At 63.2% G+C, this 23732-nt stretch carries 22 protein-coding genes and 1 riboswitch; of the genes, 11 read left to right on the plus strand and 11 right to left on the minus strand.

Translation table 11 applies throughout. The annotated features are described in order from the left end of the window. Positions 1 to 6 precede the first annotated feature (6 nt). Entirely contained in the window at positions 7 to 1116 is a 1110-nt protein-coding gene (hisC, locus tag LB524_RS11535; protein WP_015315521.1) for a histidinol-phosphate transaminase, read from the minus strand. Positions 1117 to 1253: 137 nt separating this feature from the next. Further along, positions 1254 to 1331: riboswitch (SAM riboswitch) on the plus strand. Between the two features lie 117 nt (positions 1332 to 1448). On the opposite strand from hisC, the gene metX reads away from it, so the two are divergent. The 3 genes from metX to LB524_RS11550 all read left to right on the plus strand — a co-directional run bounded on the left by metX (position 1449) and on the right by LB524_RS11550 (position 4510). Then, the gene (gene metX, locus LB524_RS11540; protein WP_015315520.1) at positions 1449 to 2618 is read left to right on the plus strand and encodes a homoserine O-acetyltransferase MetX; all 1170 of its coding nucleotides are present in this window, start codon (positions 1449 to 1451) and stop codon (positions 2616 to 2618) included. Positions 2619 to 2676: 58 nt separating this feature from the next. After that, the gene (gene metW, locus LB524_RS11545) at positions 2677 to 3291 is read left to right on the plus strand and encodes a methionine biosynthesis protein MetW (RefSeq protein WP_015315519.1); all 615 of its coding nucleotides are present in this window, start codon (positions 2677 to 2679) and stop codon (positions 3289 to 3291) included. 283 nt (positions 3292 to 3574) lie between these two features. Further along, positions 3575 to 4510, plus strand: coding sequence for a glycosyltransferase family 2 protein (locus LB524_RS11550; protein ID WP_140616813.1), 936 nt, complete (start codon positions 3575 to 3577; stop codon positions 4508 to 4510). Between the two features lie 123 nt (positions 4511 to 4633). Here LB524_RS11550 and LB524_RS11555 read toward each other — a convergent pair whose 3' ends face one another. Further along, a complete protein-coding gene (locus LB524_RS11555; RefSeq protein WP_015315517.1) occupies positions 4634 to 6457 on the minus strand; it encodes an ABC transporter ATP-binding protein/permease in 1824 nt (607 codons plus the stop codon). Between the two features lie 137 nt (positions 6458 to 6594). Next, positions 6595 to 7380, minus strand: coding sequence for a class I SAM-dependent methyltransferase (locus LB524_RS11560; RefSeq protein ID WP_015315516.1), 786 nt, complete (start codon positions 7378 to 7380; stop codon positions 6595 to 6597). A 189-nt stretch (positions 7381 to 7569) separates the two neighbouring features. Here LB524_RS11560 and gloB point away from each other — a divergent pair, with 189 nt between their 5' ends. Together gloB and LB524_RS11570 are read left to right on the plus strand one after the other, a co-directional pair. Further along, positions 7570 to 8337 (plus strand): hydroxyacylglutathione hydrolase, encoded by a 768-nt coding sequence (gene gloB / locus LB524_RS11565; protein ID WP_224526309.1) that lies wholly within the window; start codon positions 7570 to 7572, stop codon positions 8335 to 8337. Positions 8338 to 8353: 16 nt separating this feature from the next. Continuing rightward, on the plus strand, positions 8354 to 8782 hold the full coding sequence (locus tag LB524_RS11570; protein ID WP_224526312.1) for a cupin domain-containing protein: 429 nt from the start codon (positions 8354 to 8356) through the stop codon (positions 8780 to 8782). Here the strand turns inward: LB524_RS11570 and LB524_RS11575 are convergent. The 3 genes from LB524_RS11575 to LB524_RS11585 are packed head-to-tail and all read right to left on the minus strand — an operon-like array spanning position 8779 to position 11193. Beyond that, positions 8779 to 9453: a lysoplasmalogenase family protein gene (locus LB524_RS11575; RefSeq protein WP_224526352.1), complete on the minus strand. Its 675-nt coding sequence runs from the start codon at positions 9451 to 9453 to the stop codon at positions 8779 to 8781. The genes LB524_RS11570 and LB524_RS11575 overlap by 4 nt on opposite strands. Beyond that, positions 9450 to 10361: a DMT family transporter gene (locus LB524_RS11580; protein WP_224526357.1), complete on the minus strand. Its 912-nt coding sequence runs from the start codon at positions 10359 to 10361 to the stop codon at positions 9450 to 9452. Before LB524_RS11580 ends, LB524_RS11575 begins: the two co-directional genes overlap by 4 nt. Positions 10362 to 10404: 43 nt before the next feature. Next, complete coding sequence (locus LB524_RS11585; RefSeq protein ID WP_140720208.1) at positions 10405 to 11193, minus strand: DUF3108 domain-containing protein; 789 nt, start codon at positions 11191 to 11193, stop codon at positions 10405 to 10407. 257 nt (positions 11194 to 11450) lie between these two features. On the opposite strand from LB524_RS11585, the gene rpmB reads away from it, so the two are divergent. From rpmB to LB524_RS11600, 3 genes are all read left to right on the plus strand, one after another. Further along, positions 11451 to 11747, plus strand: coding sequence for a 50S ribosomal protein L28 (gene rpmB / locus LB524_RS11590; protein WP_010911765.1), 297 nt, complete (start codon positions 11451 to 11453; stop codon positions 11745 to 11747). A 156-nt stretch (positions 11748 to 11903) separates the two neighbouring features. After that, entirely contained in the window at positions 11904 to 12587 is a 684-nt protein-coding gene (locus LB524_RS11595) for a queuosine precursor transporter (RefSeq protein WP_140616807.1), read from the plus strand. A 2-nt stretch (positions 12588 to 12589) separates the two neighbouring features. Then, entirely contained in the window at positions 12590 to 13261 is a 672-nt protein-coding gene (locus LB524_RS11600) for a spermidine synthase (protein WP_140720206.1), read from the plus strand. Positions 13262 to 13408: 147 nt separating this feature from the next. Here LB524_RS11600 and LB524_RS11605 read toward each other — a convergent pair whose 3' ends face one another. From LB524_RS11605 to LB524_RS11620, 4 genes are all read right to left on the minus strand, one after another. Further along, complete coding sequence (locus LB524_RS11605) at positions 13409 to 14431, minus strand: esterase-like activity of phytase family protein (protein WP_224526375.1); 1023 nt, start codon at positions 14429 to 14431, stop codon at positions 13409 to 13411. Continuing rightward, positions 14428 to 16326 (minus strand): cobaltochelatase subunit CobT, encoded by a 1899-nt coding sequence (gene cobT, locus LB524_RS11610; protein WP_224526394.1) that lies wholly within the window; start codon positions 16324 to 16326, stop codon positions 14428 to 14430. Before cobT ends, LB524_RS11605 begins: the two co-directional genes overlap by 4 nt. 11 nt (positions 16327 to 16337) lie before the next feature. Then, a complete protein-coding gene (gene cobS, locus LB524_RS11615) occupies positions 16338 to 17324 on the minus strand; it encodes a cobaltochelatase subunit CobS (protein ID WP_140616804.1) in 987 nt (328 codons plus the stop codon). Between the two features lie 123 nt (positions 17325 to 17447). Beyond that, positions 17448 to 18077 (minus strand): J domain-containing protein, encoded by a 630-nt coding sequence (locus LB524_RS11620; RefSeq protein WP_032922426.1) that lies wholly within the window; start codon positions 18075 to 18077, stop codon positions 17448 to 17450. A 179-nt stretch (positions 18078 to 18256) separates the two neighbouring features. On the opposite strand from LB524_RS11620, the gene LB524_RS11625 reads away from it, so the two are divergent. Further along, entirely contained in the window at positions 18257 to 18559 is a 303-nt protein-coding gene (locus LB524_RS11625; protein ID WP_015315504.1) for a BolA family protein, read from the plus strand. Between the two features lie 41 nt (positions 18560 to 18600). Here the strand turns inward: LB524_RS11625 and LB524_RS11630 are convergent, their stop codons facing one another. Beyond that, positions 18601 to 20154: an acetolactate synthase large subunit gene (locus LB524_RS11630; RefSeq protein ID WP_224526398.1), complete on the minus strand. Its 1554-nt coding sequence runs from the start codon at positions 20152 to 20154 to the stop codon at positions 18601 to 18603. A 288-nt stretch (positions 20155 to 20442) separates the two neighbouring features. On the opposite strand from LB524_RS11630, the gene LB524_RS11635 reads away from it, so the two are divergent. Then, positions 20443 to 22392, plus strand: coding sequence for a PrkA family serine protein kinase (locus LB524_RS11635; protein WP_224526401.1), 1950 nt, complete (start codon positions 20443 to 20445; stop codon positions 22390 to 22392). Positions 22393 to 22411: 19 nt separating this feature from the next. Beyond that, positions 22412 to 23725, plus strand: a complete 1314-nt coding sequence (locus LB524_RS11640; protein ID WP_224526403.1) for a YeaH/YhbH family protein — start codon at positions 22412 to 22414, stop codon at positions 23723 to 23725. Positions 23726 to 23732: the final 7 nt, after the last annotated feature.

The following is a 23732-nucleotide window of genomic DNA, read 5'->3' on the forward strand; positions in this document are numbered from 1 at the left end:
GACGTTCTAGCTTTTCAGGAATGTCGTGAGCGCGGCGACAACGCCGCGATTGGCCTCTTCAGTGCCGACGGTCATGCGAAGCGCGTTGGGAAAGCCGTAACCTGAAACGCGCCGCAGAATATAGCCGCGCGCGCTCAGATAATCGTCAGCCGCCGCCGCGGAATGCTTCTGATCGTCGGGAAAATGAATGAGCAGGAAATTGCCGACGCTCGGCGTCACGCGCAGCCCGAGCCCGGTCATTTCGCCGCTCAGCCAGGTGAGCCAGGTCTCGTTATGCGCCACGCTGCGCTCGACATGGGCACGGTCGCGGATCGCGGCGATGCCAGCCTCGATCGCAGTCGCATTGACGTTGAAGGGGCCGCGTACACGATTGATGGCGTCGACGATATGCAGGGGACCATACATCCAGCCGATGCGCGCGCCGCCGAGCCCGATCTTGGAGAAGGTGCGGGTCATCACCACGTTCTCGGCGCTGCCGGCCAGCTCGATGCCGGCTTCGTAGTCGTTGCGGCGGACATATTCGGCGTAGGCCGCGTCGAGCACCAGGAGCACGTTTCCCGGCAGTCCGGCATGAAGGCGGCGCACCTCCTGGAACGGCACATAGGTGCCGGTCGGGTTGTTGGGATTGGCCAGGAACACGATTTTCGTGCGCGGCGTGACGGCCGCCAGCATCGCGTCGATGTCGGCGCGCTCGTCGGTCTCCTTGACCACGACCGGGGTGGCACCTGCCGACTGGATGTAGATCTTGTAGACCATGAAGGCGTGTTCGGTGAACATAGCCTCGTCGCCGGGCGCGAGATAGGTCTGCGCCAACAGGCCGAGGATCTCGTCCGACCCGTTGGAGCAGATGATGTTTTGCGCGTTGAGGCCATGCACCTCGGCGATAGCCTCGCGCAACCGCTTGGCGCTGCCGTCGGGATAGATGTCGAGTTTGCCGGCGACCTCGCGCGCGGCCTCGATCGCCTTCGGCGAAGGCCCAAGCGGATTCTCGTTCGACGACAGCTTGTAGACCTTGGCCACACCGGCGGCCGCCGAGCTTTTGCCGGGCACATAGGCCTCTATGTCCATGATGCCCGCGCGCGGAGTTGGACGTGCCTGATCCGGTGTCTGGTTCATATCTTGCAAAATCCGTCGAAAACGCCTCCATCCGGAGGCCGCTGCGGAAATACAAGCCATGGCACGCAATGTCGAGAGGTGGCAGTGGTGCCAGCCGCCGCCATTGACGGCGAGGCAGGCGGGTTCTAGAAAGACGATGACAGTTCCGTGGTGATTTGGCCGGTCGGCTTGCAGCCACGTTAAACAATTCGCTAAAGGGCCGTTTGCGTGACGTAACCGGCTTTGCGAAGGCAATGCCGGTTTTTTGTTGTCCGCGACCGGCCGGACGCACGCATCGGCGGCGGAGATCGGCAACGATTTCCACGAGCGCACGGTGCAGCAAGAGAGACGTGATGGCCGCTCTGCGTGCAGGAAAGACCAACAACGAGGCCGACCAACCGTCGAGCCCGGTGTTGCGTTTCGGACCCGACAAGCCGCTCAAGCTCGACGCCGGCACGCTGCTGTCGCCGTTCCAGATCGCCTACCAGACCTATGGCACGCTGAACGATGCCCGCTCCAATGCCATCCTCGTCTGCCACGCGCTGACCGGCGACCAGCATGTCGCCAGCACCAATCCGGTAACCGGCAAGCCCGGTTGGTGGGAAGTGCTGATCGGACCGGGCAGGATCATCGATACCAGCCGTTTCTTCGTCATCTGCTCCAATGTCATCGGCGGCTGCTTGGGTTCCACCGGTCCGGCCTCTACCAACCCGGCCACGGGTAAACCCTATGGCCTCGACCTGCCGGTCATCACCATCCGCGACATGGTGCGCGCGCAGCAGATGCTAATCGACCATTTCGGCATCGAGAAACTGTTCTGCGTGCTCGGCGGCTCGATGGGCGGCATGCAGGTTCTGGAATGGGCGTCGAGCTATCCCGAGCGCGTGTTCTCGGCGCTGCCGATCGCCACCGGGGCGCGCCATTCGTCACAGAACATCGCCTTCCACGAAGTCGGGCGGCAGGCTGTGATGGCCGATCCGGACTGGCATGGCGGCAAATATTTCGAACACGGCAAGCGCCCGGAGAAAGGGCTGGCGGTGGCGCGCATGGCCGCCCACATCACCTATCTGTCGGAAGCCGCCCTGCACCGCAAATTCGGCCGCAATTTGCAGGACCGCGAAGCGCTGACCTTCGGCTTCGATGCCGACTTCCAGATCGAGAGCTATCTGCGCCACCAGGGCATGACCTTCGTCGACCGCTTCGATGCCAACTCCTATCTCTACATGACGCGGTCGATGGATTATTTCGACCTCGCCGCCGACCATGGCGGCCGGCTGGCCGACGCCTTCGCCGGCACGAAAACCCGCTTTTGCCTGGTGTCCTTCACATCGGACTGGCTGTTCCCGACCGAAGAGAGCCGCTCCATCGTCCACGCACTCAACGCCGCCGGCGCCTCGGTATCCTTCGTCGAAATCGAGACCGATCGCGGCCACGACGCCTTCCTGCTCGACGAGCCGGAACTGTTTGCCGCCATCAACGGCTTCATCGGCTCGGCCGCGCGCGCCAGGGGGCTCAGCGCATGACCCCGAAAAGTTGCAGACGTTTCGGACCAAGGCCATGCGCCGTCCACGAGGCGAAGCCATGAGCGTCAACGGCAGCCAACGCGTCGACCTCGAGGTCGTCGCCAACCTCATCCCGCCGCAATCGCGTGTGCTCGACGTCGGCTCGGGCGACGGCTCATTGCTCGAATTGCTGCAGGACACCAAGCAGGTCGACGGTCGCGGACTCGAGCTGTCGCAGCGTGGCGTCAACGAATGCGTGGCGCGCGGTCTCAGTGTCATCCAGGGCGACGCCGACACCGATCTCGAATTCTATCCCGACAAGGGCTTTGACTTCGTTGTCCTGTCGCAGACCCTGCAGGCCACCCGCAACCCGAAGCTGGTGCTCGACGAGCTGCTCAGGATCGGCAACCGGGCGATCGTGTCTTTCCCCAATTTCGGTCACTGGCGGGTGCGCCTGTCGCTGTTCGTCAAGGGCCGCATGCCTGTGACCAGCGACCTGCCCTATTCCTGGTACGACACGCCCAACATCCACTTCTGCACGATCCGAGACTTCGTCAATTTGTGCGAAGAGCTTGGCGCGACAGTGGAGAAGGCGACCGCGCTCGACGCCAACGGCCAGAAGATCGGCCTGTCGATGCCATGGTGGTTCTGGAATTTCTTTGGCCAACAAGCAGTGTTCCTGCTGAAGCGATAATGAAATGGGCGCCGCCCGCAGGCGCAACTGCCAATCCTTGAGGGTGGCCGCGCGTCTTTCAGCGGGTGCGAAAGTGTTGCAGTTGAAGCGCCATGAGCTGGAATTCATCATGCCTGGTCGGTCGAACGACGGCACGACGGGGTGACATGGCAGGTTGTTTTTTGTAGCGTCGCACCGAATCCGATGAGGCCCATCCAGGGGGAAGTCCGATCCATTTAGCCATCCCGATGATCAAAGGACCTGGCGCGAAGGGTGTTTACGCGCTGGAGGCGACCGACGTGATATGATCGGGAAGACCGAACAGGCGCCCCTCGTCACGGTGATCACGCCCACTCACAACCGGCGCGAAACAGTGCTCCGCGCCGTCGAAAGCGTGCTTTCCCAGAGCATGCCGCGATTTGAACATATCGTCGTCGACGATGGTTCGACGGACGGGACCGAGGCGGCGCTCGCCCGCATCCATGACCCCCGGCTGATCTATGTCGGCGCGAAGTGGCGCGGCGCCAATGCCGCCAGGAATGCCGGCATCGAGCTAGCCCGGGCGCCCGTGGTGACTTTTCTTGATTCGGACGATCTCTTCCTGCCGCACCGGCTCGAACGGACGCTGGCATGGTTCGACGACAATCCAGCGCTCGAAGTCCTGCTCTCCTCATATGTCTCGGTGAAGGGTGGCCGCGGCACCGCCTGCGTCAACCGCGGCGCTTTCCTGAACCCGCCAATGCTGGAGCGGGCGGTGGTCGCGCAGACGGCCTTCATAGCCGGATCGGCGATAACAGCCAGGCGCGAGGCTTTGCTGGCCATCGGCGGCTATGACAGCGACATTCCCCGGATGCAGGACCGCGAGCTTCTGCTGCGCTTCGCACAGCGCTTCGGCGCGCAATTATCGGAAGATATCGACTGGACGAAGCACAATTCGCAGAATTCGATTTCAGGCCGCAGGGACGGCTATGTCGAAGCCTACGCGATCCTGATGAGTAAGCATCCGCACATCGCTCGCTCCTACCCCCATGTCCCTCCCTTTATGATCACGCGGCAGATCATCGCCGATATTCTCCGGGGGCGAATACCACAGGCATTTGCGGGATACATGGCCAACCGCTCGTCTGATGCGCTTGGTTATTCATTGCCGGAACTGATCAACGGTTATCTCCACGGCCGCCGCTGGCGGCGCGACCTCTACGACGAAGTTCGTGGCAAGTTTGGAATTCCACCGGCCTGACCGGCGACAGCTCAGCGATCGAGCACGGCGCGTTGCAGGGCGCATTCCTTCTCGTCCGGCAGCGAGATGCCGACCGCCAGGGCCTTGGCGGCCAGGCAACGGGCCGCAACGGGGGAAAAACTGCTACTTCCTGTGGTGGAGGCTTGCCGCGGCTGGCGGCGGCTCGATGGCACCCGCCCTGACGTGGGCAGGTTTCAGCGCGGGCGCGTCGGAATCCTTAACGATCGTCAGGGAACGCGGGAAGAACTGATTGTTGTGCTGGCCGCGCCCGATGTTGATGATCGCGGCGCCGGGCAGGCGCTTCTCCAGCAGCGACAGCACGCGCCGCAGCGAGGGTCCGTCGAACGCATCCATGGCTTCGTCGATGATCACCCATTTTGGCTGTCGCAAGGCGAGCCTGGCCACGCCAAGCAATCGCTGTTCGTCATCGCCCAACTCATGGTCCCAGCGTCCGACGCGGTCGAGCGACGACGACAGCCGTCCAAGACCGACCTCGGCAAGCACCGCTGAAATGTCGGCGTCGTTCGCCGGCGCATGCCCGTTCGGGTGATTGAGGACCTCGCGCAGCGTGCCGGCTGGCAAATAGGGCACACGCGGCACGAAGATGATGGTTTCCCCCGCCGGCAGGCCGATCCGCCCGCTGCCCCACGGCCACAGCCCGGCAATGGCGCGGAAGAACAGCGTCTTGCCGGCGCCCGGTTCACCGGTGATCATGACGCGCTCGCCGGCATGGATTTCGACATGCTGGTCGGCGAGCTTGGTGCATCCGTCCGGCGATGCCACCTGAAGCTTCTCGAACGTCAGGTTGCCATTGGCGTTGTCGGCGAATTCGATGCGCTTCTCCTTGTCGTGCAGCACATCGGTTTCATCGAGCGCGATGCGGAAGTCGGCGACACGCATCAGCGTGGCGCGCCAGTCGGCAATGCTGCCGATGTTGTTGATGAACCAACGCAGGGAGGAGTGGACCTGGTTGAAGGCCCCGACCGCCATCATCAGCCCGCCAAAGCTGATATCCCCCGAGAAATAGACCGGCGAGGCGACCAGGATCGGCGCCACGACCGTGATCCAGCCATAAGTATCGGTTACCCAGGACAGATTGATCTGGGCGGTGTAGATGCGCCGCATGGCGCCCAGCACCGTGCCGAGGTCGAGTTGCAGCCGTCGCTTGGCGTCATCCTCCCCACGGTACAGCGCGATGGCATCGACATTCTCGTTGACGCGCACCATCGAGGAGCGCAGCTCCGCTTCGCGCGTATAGCGGTCGCTGTTGAGGCTGATGAGCGGCCGCCCGACCAGCCAGCTCAGCCACGAGGCGGTACCGGCATAGAGGAACGCGGCCCAAACCATGTAGCCCGGTATCGCCAGCGACCAGCCGTTGACGTGGAAGACGAAGCCCGAAGACAGTTCCCACAGCACACCGACAAAGGACACGAGCAGGATGAACGACTGCAGCAGGCCGACACCAAGATCGGTCGACAGGTCCGAGAGATGCGCGGCATCCTGTTGCATGCGCTGGTCGGGATTGACGCCGATGGCGCCGGCATTGGCCAGCCGGAAGGCGCGCGCCGGCCGCATCCATTGGTCGATCAGGTCCAGCGTCAGCGCCTCGCGCAACTTCAGCCGGATCATCTGGTTGAGCCAGGTCTGGCCGATATTGAGCACCAGCAGTCCGCCGGCGATCATGGCAAAGACCATCAGCTGATGCAGGAAGGCCGCCATGTCGCGGCGCGCGAGGGCATCGTAGAAGGGCTGGTTCCAGCGGTTGAGCAAGACCTGGCCGATCGACGTCGCGATAATGACGCCCATGATGCCGAGCGACGTCCACAGCAACCACTTGCGAACCGGCGATCCGATCAGCGCCCGCTTGATCGTCGCCACCTGATCGCGCAGGCTGCTGGCGACGGCGACCGGCTGAATGGTGGCCTGATTGTCCAATTGATCAGCCATGGCCGAGGTCCTTGCGTTCAGTAGCGAAGCTGAAACCGGATGAAGGGAGCCGACGGCGGCAGCCCCTCAACCACTCCGCGAGCCCAGCACGACAGATAGGTCGGAAAGACGCGGCGCGATGCAAGTTTCCATCGCGATCACGAAGGTGTCACTTGCCGGGGCGATGCCACACCCCTTGCCTCGGCCCGCCGGCCGAGCCGTGTCGCGCCATGCGGCGACAGCACCGGCACGAAGACGCGGCGGGACGCACGCTGGGCCACCGGCACGCCTTGATAGAGCCGTTTCTGCGCTTCGACGACAATGACGCCGGAAAAGATCGGCCACAGCCTCCGGCCGGCGCGCTCCAGCACATTGTGGAAGCGCATCATGAAACGCCGCCGCGATGGCGGGAAGAACAGCGCATCCGACCAGGCGGCGGGCGTGAAATTCGCCTCACGCAGCAATTCGGTGAGCTGCCCGCGTGAGAAGGGCCGCCCATTGCCGAACGGCGTATGTTCGAAGCGCGCCCAGACACCGCGCCGGTTTGGCACGACGATGACCACGCGCCCGGCCGGCGACAGCACCCGCCAGATCTCGTTCAGCGTTTCACGCGGGTTTTCGACGTGTTCGAGCGAATGGACGAGCAGCATGCGGTCGATGCAGGAATCGACCAGTGGCAGTTCCTCGTCGAACACCAGGGCCGTCGCCGTTGGCCCGGCCGCCGGCCAGACCACGGCGCCCTGGGTCGCCGGCATGAAGGCGAAGACCCGCTCGGCGTCGGTGCCGAAGCGTTCCAGCCAGGGCAAGGTATAGCCCAGGCCGACCAGCCGCTCATTGGGCACCGCGGCCCATATCGACGACAGCGCCATGGTGATCGAGCGCTCGGCGAACCGGCCGAGCGTTGTCGAATAGAAGGAACGAAGGTCGACGATGTCGGAATGCATGTCAGGGATGTAGCCGTGATGTCAGCCGGATTCAACAAAAGGCCAAAGCGGCCGGCACGGCGGATGTCAATTTGACATCCCACGATAACATTCGCTTTGCTCGCCATCCGGGATGACATTCGCTTTCTCATCCGGGATGACATTCACGCAGCGGCGCCCTATGTCTGCGGCGGCAAATGGAGAAATGCGATGCCGGTCGAAATCGAACAGTTCATGTGCCGCACCGACAATTTCGGCGTGCTGGTGCATGACCCCGAAAGCGGCCAGACCGCGATTATCGACGCGCCCGAGGAAGCGCCGATCCTGGCCGCGATCAAGCGCACCGGCTGGACGCCCACGATGATCCTGACCACGCACCATCATATGGATCACGTCGAGGCCAATCTGGCGCTCAAGGAGCGCTTCAAGCTGCGCATCGTGGGCCCGGAGGCGGAAAAGGCCAAGATCCCCGGCATCGATGAAACCGTCGAAGAAGGCTCCGTCCTGCATCTCGGCCATGAGCGCATCGAAGTGATCGCCACGCCCGGGCATACCGCTGGCCATGTCTCCTACCATCTGCCGTTGTCGAAAGTGGCGTTCACCGCGGATACGCTGTTTGCGCTGGGTTGTGGACGGCTGTTCGAATGCAAGCCGCCGGTGATGTACGAATCGCTGCGGAAGCTCGCGGCCCTTCCCGCCGAGACGACAATCTGTTGCGGCCACGAATACACGCTCGCCAATGCCCGTTTCGCGCTGAGCGTCGACCCCACCAATTCGGCGTTGAAGGAGCGCGCCGCGCGGATCGAGGCGCTGCGGGTCGACAACAAGCCGACGCTGCCGACGACGATCGGCGAGGAACTGTCGACCAATCCCTTCCTGCGCTGGCACGATCCGGCAATCCGCAAGCATCTTGGCATGGAAAAGGCTGGGGATGCCGAGGTCTTCGCCGAGATCCGCAAGCGCAAGGACAATTTTTGATGCCAGCTTTCTGCCGATGACCAGTTCCGCGGAAGTCATCGCAACACTCGCCCTGAAGCCGCATCCGGAAGGCGGCTGGTACGCGGAAACCTTTCGCGACGAAGCCGGCGGTGCGCTCGGCCATTCGACCGCCATCTATTTCCTGCTGGAACAGCATCAGGTTTCGGCCTGGCATCGGGTCAGGGATGCCGCCGAGCTTTGGCACTTTTATGCCGGCGCGCCTCTGGCGCTGTCGATGTGGGAAGAAGGCGGCGCCATTATCGAGCAGGTGCTCGGCATCGAGCTCGCGGCGGGTGAACGGCCGCAGATCGCCGTGCCGGCGGGCTGGTGGCAATCGGCGCGCACACTGGGCGAATGGACACTGGTCGGCTGCACGGTGGCGCCGGGTTTTGATTTCGCCGCCTTCGAACTGGCCGAGCCGGGCTGGCAGCCGAAGCCGATTTAACCCAGCAGGAATCCCAGCGTGACCGCCAGTTGGGCGGCATAGTACAAAACCCACACGGTGAAACGCATCCAGGCGCGATGCTGCGAGACGGCCGCCACTAAAAATTTCTCCATGGCGAGCAGCCCGTCCGATGCCATGAACAGCACGGCGCCACCGATCATCCAGACATTGCTTGTCGTTAGCGCCGACATGCCCATCGCCAGGATCGCCACGACATAGACGGCAATCGGTATACGCAAGCCGGGACCAACGCGGCGCCAAAGCGCCGCCAGCATGACGATCGCGAACACCGCCATGGCCAGCGCGATCGCGCTGCGCCAGGGCTCGGCGCCAAGCAACTCCAATCCGGCACCGCTGCGCAGCAACAACGCGACATAGACGATATGGGCGACGAGAAAACTGGCCAGTCCACCCAGAAAGGCTTTTTCGCCGTCGCGCGATAAGAAGGCATCGCCAATGGCACTCAGCGCAAGGGCGGCGACCAGCAGCAGCGGCCCGCCTTGTATTGCGGCGAGTACGGCGAGCATCGCGACGGCAAGTGTCTTTGCCGCCGAGCGGGCCAGCGTCGGCGGCATGCCAAGCGTGAAGCCATAGATCACCGCCGCCACCAGCGAAAAGATCAGCGTCGCATTGGCGTTGCCGTCGATGCCCCCGGCAAACGGCATCGTCATGCCCTGGCTCCGTCTTCGGATGCCCTGGCTCCGCTCTCCGTAGCCGGCTTGCGCAGGAACAGCGATTTTGCCGCTAGCGCCGCGCCGCCGGTGATGAGCACACAGGCGGCCAGAATGCGCAGCGACGGTTCGGCGACGCCGGCCGCGATCAGCACCAGCGTCGACAGCAGCGGCGCCGCGTAGCTCGCGGCACCCAGCACCTGGATGTTGCCGCGCTTGACACCGATGTCCCAGGCATAGAAGGCCGCGCCCACCGGCATCAGGCCGAGCCCGAGCACGGCCAGCCACTGGCCGGCGCCGTCAGGCAGAACCGTTTGTTCCAGCGCCAGGTGGCAGACGAGCGACAGCACGGCGGTTGCCGCGCAGAACCAGGTGACGATGCTGGTCGGCACCGACGGGAAACGTCGAGACAGCAAGGAATAGGACGACCATAGCAGGGCACAGACGGCGGCCATGGCGTAACCGAAGGCGTAGCGCGCATCGAAAGCCAGGCCGCCGCCCTTGGTGACGATCAGAACGGTGCCGGCAAGGCCGAGCAGCGCGCCGACGACATGGTTCCAGGCCAGCTTCTCGCCCGGCATCAGCGCCGAGCCCAGCACGATCAGCAGCGGCCAGAGATACGCAATCAGGCTCGCCTCGACCGCCGGCGCGTTGCGCAGCGCGGTGAAGTAGAAGAAGTGGTAGCCGAACAGGCCGGCAATGCCGATCACCCAGACCTGAGGAGGGGTCTTTTGACTCCTGTCGGTGGTCGGCATGAACAGTCGTGCGACAAGCCCTACGCCTGTGCCGATCGAGAAAGTGATCGCCGACAACAGGAATGGCGGCACCTTGCCGGACGCATCCGTCAGCAACGCCAGCAATGCCCACATGGCGACCGCCGAAAAGCCGATCAGTGTTGCGCGCCCCATTTTGTCTCCAGTGGCGCGCCCGTTCTGTCCCCGGTGGCGTGCCTTATTGTACCGCTTCGAACCGTCTGGCGCTGATGGTCAAGGTGCCGATCTGCGTTCCGACCGTGGCGTGGATCGGCGCATATACGCCGGTTTGGCCGAGCGGTGCAAACGTCACCATCATGCGGCTTTTGTTCTTGAGATAATTGAGCGCCTTGCGGCCCTTGCGATAACCCGCCACCGGCTCGAAACCCATCTGGCAGGTGACGGTGTCGCCCTTGTAGCCCGGCACCGAGATCGTTCCTTTCGAGGCGTAGGTCAGCGTCAGGTCGGCGCGCATCTCACCATCGTAGAACTTGACCTTGCGGCCACAGACCTGGTCGAGGCTGTCGGCATGGATGACGGTCGCCGCCATCGGATCGAGCACCGATGCCAGGTCGCCGGCGCCGAGCGGCACCCAGGCCTTGGGATCGCGCTTGCCCGGAGCGGGGATCACCCGCGTCGAGGTCACGTTGCCATTGCTAAAGCGAATGTCGATCGAAGACGCCTTCTTGCCGGAAGTGTAGTCGGCCCGAAACGCCTGCGGCACCATTTTCTGGCCCGAAATCGTGCCTTTTGACGAGATCGTGCCCCGCGTGTCGTCGAACAGCTTGGCCAGACCCGCCGCCGAGACACTGCCTTCGATCGCGTAGGCACCGTTCTCATAATGGCTGGAAAAGGTCGATCTGGCGATCGAGAGACCAAGGAACGACACCGTGTATTCGCCCTTGAACGACTGCGGCGAGGCAGCGGACGCAGCGGTCGGCAAGGCGATGACAAGCGCGGCAACAAGCGCGTGAGACGAACGAAGCATGGCGGGATCGGATCCTTGGTTTCGGCCGGAGGCGGGCGACTCCGGTCTGGCGTGTCCCTATGAGACCGCTTATACGGTGAAATCCGGCCTTAATATGAAAAGCCGGGCGCTTCCGTGCGGAAGCCGGAGCTTGACGCCCGGGTGAAATGCAACTATGGAACGCCAACTTTTCCATAAGGCCGCCAGACCAGAACCGCGCGCCACCCGGCGCGGGTACAAAGGTTTGGCAGGCCCCGAGAGAACTGAAGGTTAGAACCATGTCCCGCACCTGCGAACTCACTGCCAAGGCAGTCCAGACCGGCAACAATGTGAGCCACGCCAACAACAAGACCAAGCGTCGCTTCCTGCCGAACCTCGTCAATGTGACGCTCATTTCGGAAGCACTGAACCAGAATGTACGCCTGCGCATCTCGGCCAACGCGCTGCGTTCGGTCGAACATCGCGGCGGCCTCGATGCCTTCCTGGCCAAGGCCGACGTCAAGGAACTGTCGCAGCGCGCGCGTCTCTTGAAGAAGCAGATCGCCAAGAAGCTTGCCGAGCAGGTCGCTGCGTAACATCCAGATAAAGGCGGGGGACGACCGCCTGGCCAGCCTCCTTGCTGGCCGCTGAGCATCGGATAGTTCCGCAAGGCCGACACTCCGATGCTCAATTACGAAGCGAGCGCTGCCTCGGCATGATGCTCCGCTGGTTCCATTACCCAGGATAAAAAAATGTCTTCTTTCTCGCGGTACCTGCCTTTCGTGGCTGCCATGGCGCTTGTCGTCGTGGCATCGAACATCCTCGTGCAGTTTCCCATGCAGGGAAACATCGGCGGCCTGTCGCTCGCCGACGTTTTGACCTGGGGCGCTTTCACCTATCCCTTCTCTTTCCTGGTCACGGACCTCGCCAACCGCCGTTACGGGCCTGCCGTGGCGCGCCGGATCGTCTTTGTCGGCTTCATGACGGCGGTGGTCTGCTCGATCCTCGTCCCGCCCTTCCTGTTCCGCCATGGCCTGATCGAATTCGAGACATCAGCCGACCGGCTGGTGCGCATCGCGGCGGCTTCCGGAGCGGCGTTCCTGTCCGCGCAATTGCTCGATGTGACCGTGTTCAACCGTTTGCGCCGACAGAGCTGGTGGCGGGCGCCGATCGTCGGCACGCTGGTCGGATCGGTGTTCGACACCCTCGTGTTCTTCGGCGTCGCCTTTTCAGCCGCCTTTGCCTTCGTCGGCCCAAGCGACGGGTTTGCGCTGGAGAGCGCCCCATTGATGGGCGTGTTTCATGTCGACGCCATGCGCTGGGTGTCCTGGGCGCTCGGCGACCTCAGCGTGAAACTGATCATCGCTGTCGTGGCTCTGATCCCTTACCGGCTGCTCGCCGCCCGCTGGAGCCAGCCGGCCGCCGCCGCGGCCTAGCCGTGATTCCCTGGATCCAGCTGGACTCCGCGAAAACGCCTGATGGCCAGCAGGAACTGCGGCTGAAACAGCGCGGTTCTGAATTCTCGATCATGCTCGGTACCAACGAGCTGATGAACAGCCGGCTGAGCGGCTCCGAGGACGCGCTGGCAAAACTGTCCTGCCAGCGGATTGCGGGTCATCGTCGGCCGAGAATCCTGATCGGCGGGCTCGGCATGGGTTTTACGCTGCGCGCTGCCCTCGCCGAATTGGGCGACAATGCCGAGATCGTCGTCGCGGAGCTGGTGCCGGCCGTCGTCGCCTGGGCGCGCGGCCCGATGGCCGAGATTTTTGCCGGCTCGCTCGATGATCCCCGCGTCACCATCCACGAAACCGATGTCGGTCAGTTCGTACGGTCCGCACCCATTGCCTGGGACGCGATCCTGCTCGACGTCGACAATGGCCCCGAAGGCATCGTCCACAAGGGCAATGACGCGCTCTACAGCGTGGCTGGCCTCGCCGCCGCACGCACCGCCCTAAGACCGGGCGGAGTCCTGGCCGTATGGTCGCAAGGGCCGGATGCCAGCTTCACGCGGCGGTTGAAACAGGCAGGTTTCGCTGTCGAGGAAGTCAACACGCGCGCCAACGGCAAGCGCGGCGCGCGCCATGTCATCTGGATCGCCACCAACAGCTAGCGGTCCAGACCAGAGCCGTCAGCAGCAGTGTTTGGACCTGTCTGGACTTGTCGAGCTCCGCGCAACCCCTGGCTTGTCAGGGCAGGATTCTCGGAAATGGCCGACGCATAAAAAAATCGCCAATGAGCGTCGCGAAGGGGCTGCCCCTCAATCCTGGTGCAGAATGAATTCCAGATAGAGATTGCGCTGCAGGATCGAGTGGTTGTCGTCGGAGATCAGCGACACCATCAACGCGCCGTCATCCCGGCTCCAGACATCGAGCCCTTCCATATTGTCGATCTGGTAGCCCATGTCGGCTTGCAGCAGCACCGGCCCGTCGGCGACGGCGCCCTTCTCGACGCTCTCTCCATAAATGCGCCGCAGCCGCATCTTGAGGCCGCCCGCCATGGTGAAACTGCGCTCCAGCAGCAAGAGGTCGCCATCCGGTAGGAAGGCGCCGTCGGTGATGTCGAAATCGTCGTTGCGCTTGACGGTGAAGACGCCCCTATGCGGGCCTTCGATAATGGCGGCGTAGATGTTGCCTGATTTGTCGAGGCTCTTCTCCGAGACCACGACCAGGCCGCCTTCATGCTGACCATTGGCATTTGAATGGGTGACTGTCTCGAAGCCGCGGTTCTGCCGCAACTCCCACGCCGGCACCAGGAAATCCAGCTGCCTGAATGGCGCCTTCATGTTGTCCGGGTCGATCCTGAACTGGGAGACGCGGTGGTTGCGCTCGAAACCGACGGTGGCAATGCCGTCCTTGACCGCGAGGCCTTCGGCGTCGACTTCCCATTTTTCGTCGATCGGCTGCCCGCCCTGGTCGGCCATCTGCTGCATGCGAAAATTCTGGATGCCCACGGGGCGCCTGTTGGCATCGCGGGCCACAGTGCCGAAGAACCAGTAACCGGTATCGGCAACACCGATGAAATCGCTGCCGGCTTTCAGAAACCGAAAGGCCGACAACGCGCCGAAATCGCGCGATGGCGAGGTCATTTCCAGCCCACCGACGAATTCGAGCGGACCGAATTGCTTGTCGGCGCGGCCAATGTGGAATTCGGTGATCGGGCGTGCCGAGACGGCGACAGGTTCAACTGGAGCCGAGCCGGCCGAACCTGCCGGAGCCACACCGGCGAGCAGGACGATGGCGGCGAAAAGCGTTTGCCTAAACCCGCCTCGCGAAAAGATCATCCGGCGCGCCGCATGCCGCCGCGACGCGTATCCTTCGCGCTTTCCTCGGCAAACAGCGAAGCCAGTTGCTCGGTCATGGCGCCGGCCAGTTCCTCGGCATCGACGATGGTGACGGCGCGCCTGTAGTAGCGCGTGACGTCATGGCCTATGCCGATGGCCAGCAGCTCGACCGGTGAGCGCGTCTCGATCAATTCGATGACGGCGCGCAGATGCCGCTCGAGATAATTGCCCGGATTGACCGACAGCGTGGAATCGTCGACCGGCGCGCCGTCCGAGATCATCATCAGGATCTTGCGCTGTTCGGGCCGGGCAATCAGCCGGTTGTGGGCCCACAGCAGCGCCTCGCCGTCGATATTCTCCTTGAGCAGGCCCTCGCGCATCATCAGGCCAAGGTTGCGGCGTGCCCGCCGCCATGGATGATCGGCGGATTTGTAGATGATATGACGCAGATCGTTGAGGCGGCCGGGGTTCGGCGGCTTGCCGTCCTTCAGCCACTTCTCGCGCGCCTGTCCGCCCTTCCAGGCCCGCGTGGTGAAGCCTAGGATCTCGACCGAGACGCCGCAGCGCTCCAGCGTGCGCGCCAGAATGTCGGCACAGGTGGCGGCGACCGTGATCGGCCGGCCACGCATCGAGCCGGAATTGTCGAGCACCAGCGTCACCACCGTGTCGCGGAACTTGGTGTCGCGCTCCTGCTTGAACGACAACGGCTGCATCGGATCGATGACGACGCGCACCAGCCGCGCCGGGTCGAGATAGCCCTCTTCCAGGTCGAAATCCCAGGACCGGTTCTGCTGCGCCATCAGCCGGCGCTGCAGCCGGTTGGCGAGCCGTCCGACCACGCCTGACAGATTGGCAAGTTGCTTGTCGAGGAAAGCGCGCAGCCGGTCGAGTTCTTCCTCTTCGCAGAGCTCCTCCGCGCCGACCGTCTCGTCGAAAGCTGCCGTGTAAACCTTGTAGTCGATTTCCTTCGGCAGATTGGTGAAGGGATTGTCGTTGCGCCTAGCCTCGCCGGGCGTCTCGGCATCGGCATCGTCATCGTCGGACAGGTCGTCGGCCGTTGCATCGGAGGCTTCCGTCTCCGCCGATTGCTCGTCGTCGGCCGATGCCTCGGCGTCCTCGGACTGGGACTGCTCGGAGCCGGAATCGTCCTCGCCGCCTTCCTCGCTCTGTTCCTCGCCTTGCGGCTGGTTGTCGTCATTGTCCTCGGAATCCTCGGTCTCCTGGTCGTCGCCGAGTTCCTCGGCCATTTCCATGGAGGCAAGCATCTCGCGCACGACGCGGGCGAAGGCCTGCTGGTCCTCGAGCTTTTCCGACAGGCCGTCGAGATCGGCCTTGGCCTTCTCCTCGACCCAGGGCCGCCAGAGTTCGACCAGCCGCTCGCCGCTCTTCGGCACCGGCCGGCCGGTCAGCTTTTCGCGCACCATCAGCGCCAGCGCCTCCTCGATGGGCGCATCAGCCTTGTCCTTGACGTCGACGAGGTTGGCCTTGGTGTATTTGTCCTCCAGCATCGACCCGATATTGTCGGCGACGCCCTGCATGGCGCGGCTGCCGATCGCCTCGACGCGGGCCTGTTCGACCGCGTCGTAGATGGCACGGGCGGCCTTGCCTTCCGGCGCCAGTCTGCTGTGGATGCGCACATCATGGCAGGCGCGCTTCAACGCCATGGAATCGCCGAGCCCGCGGGTAATCGCGATGTCGGACTTCGATGCCTTCTTGGGCAGTTCGGGCAGCCGCGCACGGCTGCCCGCCAGCGCCGGCCTGTCCTTGGCGAAGCCGACTTCCATTTCCTTGTCGCCGGCAATGGCGCGCATGCAGACGGTGACGGCGCGCTTGAAGCTGTCGGCTTCAGACCCCGTCTTGGACTTGTTGCGCGTATTGTCGCCCGGACCCGCCATCGAGGCTCTGCTTAGCCCAGCACCACATTGGCCGCGCTCTCGGGCAGATCCTGGCCGAAGGCGCGCTGGTAGAACTCGGCAACCACCGAACGCTCCAGCTCGTCGCACTTGTTGAGGAAGGTCAGCCGGAACGCCATGCCGACATCGCCGAAGATCTCGGCATTCTCGGCCCAGGTGATGACGGTACGCGGGCTCATCACCGTCGACAGGTCGCCGTTGATGAAGGCCGAGCGCGTCATGTCGGCGACGCGCACCATCTTGTTGACGATGTCCTTGCCCTTGGTGTCGCGATAATGCTTGGCCTTGGCCAGCACGATGTTCACTTCATTGTCGTGCGGCAGATAGTTCAACGTGGTAACGATCGACCAGCGGTCCATCTGCGCCTGGTTGATCTGCTGGGTGCCGTGATAAAGGCCGGTGGTGTCGCCCAGACCAACCGTATTTGCGGTCGAAAACAGCCGGAACGCCGGATGCGGGCGGATGACCCGGCTCTGGTCGAGCAGCGTCAGGCGGCCGGACGATTCCAGCACGCGCTGGATGACGAACATCACGTCCGGACGGCCGGCGTCATACTCGTCGAAGCAAAGCGCGACATTGTGCTGGTAGGCCCAGGGCAGGATGCCGTCGCGAAATTCGGTGATCTGTAGGCCGTCCTTGACCACGATCGCGTCCTTGCCGACGAGATCGATACGGCTGACATGGCTGTCGAGATTGACACGCACGCAAGGCCAGTTGAGGCGGGCGGCGACCTGTTCGATATGGGTCGACTTGCCGGTGCCGTGATAGCCCGACACCATGACGCGGCGGTTGTAGGCAAAGCCGGCGAGGATCGCCAAGGTCGTCGCCTTGTCGAACAGATAGTCGGGATCGACATCGGGCACATGCTCGCTGGTGACCGAGTACGCTGGCACCACCATCTTGGACTCGAAGCCGAATTTCTCCTTCACCGACACCGTCGCGTCGGGCAGGTTGGCGATGTCGCGATCGACCTTGTTCATATCTCTCAACGTCTCCACGGGCGAAACGTCGCGTTTCGCCGGCAATCCATTTTGTTCGGGGGCGGTCTTAGAGCCTTTTCCAACCTTATGAAAGTTGGAAAACGACACGAACCATAGGGTCGCTCAGCACAGGCCCGCCTGTTTGAGCACGCGATAGGCCTGAAGCACATCGCGGAACCGGTCTTCCGAACCTCTGTCGCCGCCATTCGCATCCGGATGGTGACGCTTCACCAGTTCCTTATAGCGCGCCTTGATGTCCTTGCCAGTCGCCTTTGTATCAAGGCCAAGCGTTTCCAGCGCCTTGGCCTCAAGCGGCTTGGCCTTGCGCTCGCGCGCCTCGCGCGGATCCTTCGGTCCCTTGAACAGGTCGAATGGGTCGCGCATGCGGTTGTAATAGCCTGCGCGGCCGGAGCGCATCTGCGCCATGTCGGGCGAGGAACGCGTCGAGGCGCCGTTGACGCCCATTTTCCAGGTCGGCCGGTGGCCGGTCATCGCTTCCTTCTGGAAGCGCGCCACCTCGGTGTCCGGCACGCCGGAGAAGTAGTTGAAGCCCTTGTTGTACTCACGCACATGGTCGAAGCAGAAGCGGAAATACTCGCCCTCCTTCATGCGCCCGACCGGCGCGCGATGCGTCCCAGCCTCCTTGCAGCCATCCCACTGGCAGATCGGCGCGTGCGCCTTCACCTCCGCGTCCTTGTCGGGGCGGACGCGAATCTTCTCGAAATATTTGGGATACGGCTTCATCTCACCCATTTATGGGGCGTTCGCAGATGCGAAACAAGAATTGACATTTTCGCGATGATCGCCCTAACCGCTGAATCGCGGCTTAAAGCAGGCGGATGACCGATTTTGTTGCGCGCCAACGGCCCGGCGAAACCTATTTCGGGTTTTCACGGCGGCGCGCCAACCATATGTGGTGAAGGGAGAAGACGATGTCCATACAGGCGACCATGGAAGACAAGCTCAACAAGGCATTTTCGCCCGAGCGGCTGGTCATCCTCAACGAAAGCCATCTCCACGCCGGCCATCATCATGTGGAATCCGGTCACCACGCTGAGTTCGATGGTACCGGCGAGACACATTTCCGTGTCCGCATCGTCTCGGCGAATTTCGTTGGCATGAGCCGCGTTGAGCGCCACCGCGCCGTCAACGAACTGCTGGCCGACGAGTTGAAGGCGGGCGTTCACGCGCTGGCTATCGAGCCCGCGGCGCCCGGCGAACAGACCCGCTGGTAAGCCAAATCCCGGAGCTGGTCCTGTAGCTCGTCTCGCGCTGCTCAGATTATCGCTTCGATCAGGAATGGCCCGGGCCGCGACAAGGCAGCATCGAGCAACGCGTCGAACCGCTCGCAGGTGTCGGCACGCGCCGCCTCCACGCCCATGCCTTTGGCCAGCGAAACCCAGTCCAGCGCCGGATGGTCGAGGTCGAGCATGCGCCTGGCATTTTCGCCGATCGCGTTCACCCCGACATTGCGCATCTCGCCATGCAGGATCGCATAGGTGCGGTTGGAAAAGACGATCGTCACCACGTCGAGATTTTCCCGCGCCTGCGTCCACAGGCCCTGCACCGTGTACATGCCGCTGCCGTCGGCCTCCAGATTGATCACCTTGCGGCCGGGACAGGCGATCGCCGCGCCTGTCGCCAGCGGAATGCCGCCGCCGATCGACCCGCCCGTGCCCATCATGTAGTCGTGCGGCGCGGCAAAGGCCGACAGCGCGAAGAAACGTCGCGCCGAGGTGACGGCCTCGTCGCAGACGATCGCGTCGCCCGGCAGCTTTTTGGCCACCGAGAGTGCAATGGCATCTTCCGTCAAGCTGCCGGTTGGCGTTGCTTCCTCGGGAAAGGCGCTTGCAACCAACGCCGGCTGCGATTGCCTGACGCCCAGTTCGTCGCCAAGCGCCTCCAGTGCCGCATGCAGATCCTGACCATGGGCGGCGAGCGTCAGCACCTGGCAATCGTCACGGACAAGCCTTCCCGGTTTTCCCGGATAGGCGAAGAAGGCGACCGGCTCCTTGCCGCCGACCAGCACAAGGACATCGATATCCCTGAGCACTGCCGTCGCCGCGTCGACCGGATAGGGAATGCGCGTCGGCGCGACACGCCCGCGCCCGCGCTGCATGCGCGCGATCAAAACCTCGCTGAACAGCCTGACCTCGCATGCCGCTGAAATCTGGCCGGCGATCTCGAGGGCATCGGCCCGCGCCGCCCGCCCCCGAACGATCATGCCGACGCGCCCGGGAGCGGCACGGATCGCGGTAGCCACCGCTCGCACGGCGTCGATGTCGATGGCAGGCGGCGGTGCGAGTTTCACCTTGCCGGGCGAAACCGGGCCGGCGTCGCCCCAGGCCGCGTCCGCCGGCAGGATCAGCGTGGTGACACCCGGCGGTGTCAGCGAGGCGCGAAAGGCCGCCTCCGTGGCCGGTTGGACATCGGCGGGCCCTCCGATGCGGCGCACCCACTTCGACATCGGCGCCGCCAGCCCCTCGATATCGCTGGTGAGCGGCGCGTCGAGCGGCAGATGGTAGGAGGCATGGTCCCCGACGATATTGATCATCGGGCTGAAGGCGCGCCTTGCATTGTGCATGTTGGCCAGCCCATTGGCGAGGCCCGGGCCGGTGTGCAGCAGCGTCGCGGCGGGACGATCGGTCATGCGCGCATAGCCGTCGGCCGCACCCGTCACCACCCCCTCGAACAGGCCGAGCACGCAGCGCATCGCCGGCTTGCGGTCGAGGGCCGCGACAAAATGCATTTCGGATGTGCCGGGATTGGCGAAGCAGACGTTCACGTCATTGGCCAACAGCACGTCGCACAGAACATCGGCGCCATTCATGCGAATTTTCTCCCATTCACGAAGAGCAATTGCACCCGCGGATATCGGCACGGCAATATCCCGCCGCCGTTTTTGGCATGATCCAGCCACGGAATGGGCGAGCGACGGTCGGCAGGATCAGGCGACCGTCGATTTCAGGAACCCTGGCGCGGCGGCGTTCAGCGCATTGCCATCTCCGCCGAAATCGCGGTTGATGGACGGCCATTCGGGCCGGAGCGACGGAACAAACAATGCCTTCCCGCAGTTGAATATGCGAGCCCCATCAGAATGGCTCCGAAGGCAACGATCATGCGTGAGAACCAATCCGACGTCTTCCATCTCTTTTCGGAGATTTATGGGAACGCCGCCCAGGAAGAGATAAGTCTTCAGCAATATCTGCTCGCCTGCCGCGAGGACAAATCGATGTATGCCTCGGCGCCGGAACGAATGGTCGAGGCGATCGGCGAGCCAAACCTGGTCGACACCAGCAAGGACGAGCGGCTAGGCCGTATCTTCTCGAACCGGACCGTCAAGATATATCCCTCCTTCTCCGACTTTTACGGGATGGAGGATACGATCGAGCGCATCGCCGGATATTTCCGCTATGCCTCCCAGGGCCTCGAGGAGCGCAAGCAGATCCTCTACCTCCTGGGTCCGGTCGGCGGCGGCAAATCCTCCTTGGCCGAACGGTTGAAGAAATTGATGGAGGAGCGCCCCATCTACACGCTGAAGGTCGGCAACCAGATCAGTCCGGTTTTCGAATCGCCGCTTGGCCTGTTCCACCCCGATCGCATGAGCGATCTCCTGGAGGACAAATACGGGATAGCCCGGCGCCGCCTGAACGGACTTATCTCGCCATGGGCGGCCAAGCGCCTCGACGAACTGTCCGGCGACATTTCCAAATTCAGCGTGGTCAAACTGATGCCGTCGCGGCTGCGCCAGATCGGCATCGCCAAGACCGAGCCTGGCGACGAGAACAACCAGGACGTCTCGGCCCTAGTTGGCAAGGTCGACATCAGGCAATTGGAAAATTTCAGCCAGTCCGACCCTGACGCCTATTCCTACAGCGGCGGGCTGAACCGAACGACGCAAGGCCTGCTCGAATTCGTCGAGATGTTCAAGGCGCCCATCAAGGTGCTGCATCCATTGCTGACGGCGACCCAGGAAGGCAGTTACAACGGCACCGAGAATTTTGGTGCCTTTCCCTACCAGGGCATCATCGTTGCCCATTCCAACGAATCCGAGTGGCAACAGTTCAAGAACAACAAGAACAATGAGGCGTTTCTCGATCGCATCCTCGTGGTCAAGGTGCCGTATTGCCTGCGCATCACCGAAGAGAGGCAAATCTACGAGAAGCTGCTGCGCGAGAGTGAATTGGCCGCCAGCCCTTGCGCGCCCGAGGTGTTGGACATCCTCAGCCGGTTCAGCGTCTCGACCCGCCTTGCCGAGCACGACAATTCGCCGCTGCACACCAAAATGCGCGCCTATGATGGTGAGAACCTCAAGGAAGTCGACCCGAGGGCGAAGTCAGTCCAGGAATATCGCGACGCCGCCGGCGTCGACGAAGGCATGACCGGCGTCAGCACGCGCTTCGCCTTCAAGATCCTGTCGCAGACGTTCAATTACGATACCAACGAGGTCGCGGCGGACCCCGTGCATCTTATGTATATCCTGGAAGAGGCGATCAAACGGGAGCAGTTTCCGAAGGAGACGGAAGCCGCCTATCTCGAATTCATCAAGTCGGAGCTGGCCGCCCGTTACGCCGAGTTCATCGGCCATGAGATCCAGAAGGCCTATCTGGAATCCTATAGCGAATATGGCCAGAACCTGTTCGACCGCTACATCGCCTATGCCGATGCCTGGATCGAGGACCAGGACTACAAGGACCCCGACACCGGCCAGATCCTCAACCGTGAGGTGTTGGACAACGAACTGTCGCAGGTCGAAAAGCCGGCAGGCATCGCCAATCCGAAGGACTTCCGCAACGAGGTGGTGAAGTTCACGCTGCGTGCCCGGGCGCGCAACCATGGCCGCAACCCGTCATGGACGAGCTACGAGAAGCTGCGCGAGGTCATCGAAAAGCGCATGTTCGGCCAGGTCGAGGACCTCCTGCCGGTGATCAGCTTCGGTTCCAAGCAGGATAGCGTCACCGAAAAGCGGCACAATGAATTCGTCCAGCGGATGGTGGAGCGCGGCTATACGGAACGGCAGGTGCGCCGGCTGGTCGATTGGTACATGCGGGTGAACAAGGCGGGCTGAGAGCAGTCCGAATGGTTGCATGCCGATCTTTATCGACCGCCGCCTGAATCCGAAGGACAAAAGCCTTGGCAACCGCCAGCGCTTTCTCAGGCGTGCCCGCGAGGAGCTCAAGCGCAGCATTCGCGACCAGATCCGCGCCGGGCGGATCGCCGACGTGGACGCGGAGCATGTCGTGCCGATGCCCGAAAGAGGCACTGGCGAGCCGACCTTCAACGACGCCAGGGACACCGGCCGGCGCCGGCACATCCTGCCGGGCAACAGGCAATTCTCCCAAGGCGACCTGATCCCCAAGCCCGGCCAGGGCGGAGGCATGGGCGGTTCGTCACCGGGAAAAACCGCGTCCGAGGACGACTTCCGTTTCGTGCTTTCGCGCGAGGAGGTGCTGGATCTCTTTTTCGAGGATCTCGAACTGCCCGACCTGGTCAAGCTCAACCTCAAGGAGGTCCTTGCCTTCAAGCCGCGCCGGGCGGGTTTCGCCGCCACCGGTTCGCCAACCAACATCAATGTCGGCCGCACGATGCGCAACAGCCACGGCCGCCGCATTGCGCTCAGGCGCCCCAAGCAAGCGGCGGTCGACGCGATCATGCAGGAACTCGCCTTGCTGGAGGCCGCTCCGCCTGATGCTCAAACGCGCGAGCGCGTCGTGGCGCTCAAAGAAGAGATCGAGCGGCTGGAGCGCCGGCGCCGGCGGATTGCCTTCGTCGACCCGGTCGACATCCGGTTCAACCGCTTCGACCAGCGCCCGGTGCCGAATGCGAAAGCGGTCATGTTCTGCCTGATGGATGTGTCGGGCTCGATGGGCGAGCGCGAGAAGGACCTGGCCAAGCGCTTCTTCGTGCTGCTGCACCTGTTCCTGAAGCGACGCTATGAACGCACCGAAATCGTCTTCATCCGCCACACGCACGAGGCGCAGGAGGTGGATGAGGAAACCTTCTTCTACTGCACGCAAAGCGGTGGCACCATCGTTTCCACCGCGCTCGAGGAGATGCATCGTGTCATCGAGCAGCGTTACCCCGCGAGCGAGTGGAACATCTACGCCGCCCAGGCCTCGGACGGCGACAATTTCGCCACCGACTCCGAGCGCTGCATCGCCCTGCTGAACGGCAAGCTCATGCGCCTGTGCCAGTATTTCGCCTATGTCGAGATCATTGACGAACGCGAGAGTCACATCTTCGGCGCGACTGAAAACGGGACGTCGCTCTGGCGAGCCTACAGCGCCATCGAATCGAACTGGCCGAACTTCCAGATGAGCCGCATAGCCACGGCCGCCGATATCTATCCTGTCTTTCGTCAGCTCTTCGCCAAACAGCCCGCGCTCAGGAAGAGCGCCTGAGGGGAAA

It is taken from the genome of Mesorhizobium sp. ESP6-5 (genome assembly GCF_020164695.1).
Taxonomy (GTDB): domain Bacteria; phylum Pseudomonadota; class Alphaproteobacteria; order Rhizobiales; family Rhizobiaceae; genus Mesorhizobium; species Mesorhizobium australicum.

Bases quoted from the DNA above. Each gene is read 5' to 3' on its own strand.
- LB524_RS11605 (WP_224526375.1), bottom strand. From the start codon at position 14,431: ATGATCTTTTCGCGAGGCGGGTTTAGGCAAACGCTTTTCGCCGCCATC.
- LB524_RS11630 (WP_224526398.1), bottom strand. From the start codon at position 20,154: ATGAATGGCGCCGATGTTCTGTGCGACGTGCTGTTGGCCAATGACGTG.
- LB524_RS11625 (WP_015315504.1), top strand. From the start codon at position 18,257: ATGTCCATACAGGCGACCATGGAAGACAAGCTCAACAAGGCATTTTCG.
- gloB (WP_224526309.1), top strand. From the start codon at position 7,570: ATGCCGGTCGAAATCGAACAGTTCATGTGCCGCACCGACAATTTCGGC.
- metW (WP_015315519.1), top strand. From the start codon at position 2,677: ATGAGCGTCAACGGCAGCCAACGCGTCGACCTCGAGGTCGTCGCCAAC.
- LB524_RS11620 (WP_032922426.1), bottom strand. From the start codon at position 18,077: ATGGGTGAGATGAAGCCGTATCCCAAATATTTCGAGAAGATTCGCGTC.
- metX (WP_015315520.1), top strand. From the start codon at position 1,449: ATGGCCGCTCTGCGTGCAGGAAAGACCAACAACGAGGCCGACCAACCG.
- LB524_RS11635 (WP_224526401.1), top strand. From the start codon at position 20,443: ATGCGTGAGAACCAATCCGACGTCTTCCATCTCTTTTCGGAGATTTAT.
- LB524_RS11570 (WP_224526312.1), top strand. From the start codon at position 8,354: ATGACCAGTTCCGCGGAAGTCATCGCAACACTCGCCCTGAAGCCGCAT.
- cobT (WP_224526394.1), bottom strand. From the start codon at position 16,326: ATGGCGGGTCCGGGCGACAATACGCGCAACAAGTCCAAGACGGGGTCT.
- LB524_RS11575 (WP_224526352.1), bottom strand. From the start codon at position 9,453: ATGACGATGCCGTTTGCCGGGGGCATCGACGGCAACGCCAATGCGACG.
- LB524_RS11560 (WP_015315516.1), bottom strand. From the start codon at position 7,380: ATGCATTCCGACATCGTCGACCTTCGTTCCTTCTATTCGACAACGCTC.
- hisC (WP_015315521.1), bottom strand. From the start codon at position 1,116: ATGAACCAGACACCGGATCAGGCACGTCCAACTCCGCGCGCGGGCATC.
- LB524_RS11585 (WP_140720208.1), bottom strand. From the start codon at position 11,193: ATGCTTCGTTCGTCTCACGCGCTTGTTGCCGCGCTTGTCATCGCCTTG.
- LB524_RS11640 (WP_224526403.1), top strand. From the start codon at position 22,412: ATGCCGATCTTTATCGACCGCCGCCTGAATCCGAAGGACAAAAGCCTT.
- LB524_RS11595 (WP_140616807.1), top strand. From the start codon at position 11,904: ATGTCTTCTTTCTCGCGGTACCTGCCTTTCGTGGCTGCCATGGCGCTT.
- LB524_RS11580 (WP_224526357.1), bottom strand. From the start codon at position 10,361: ATGGGGCGCGCAACACTGATCGGCTTTTCGGCGGTCGCCATGTGGGCA.
- LB524_RS11550 (WP_140616813.1), top strand. From the start codon at position 3,575: ATGATCGGGAAGACCGAACAGGCGCCCCTCGTCACGGTGATCACGCCC.
- rpmB (WP_010911765.1), top strand. From the start codon at position 11,451: ATGTCCCGCACCTGCGAACTCACTGCCAAGGCAGTCCAGACCGGCAAC.
- cobS (WP_140616804.1), bottom strand. From the start codon at position 17,324: ATGAACAAGGTCGATCGCGACATCGCCAACCTGCCCGACGCGACGGTG.
- LB524_RS11555 (WP_015315517.1), bottom strand. From the start codon at position 6,457: ATGGCTGATCAATTGGACAATCAGGCCACCATTCAGCCGGTCGCCGTC.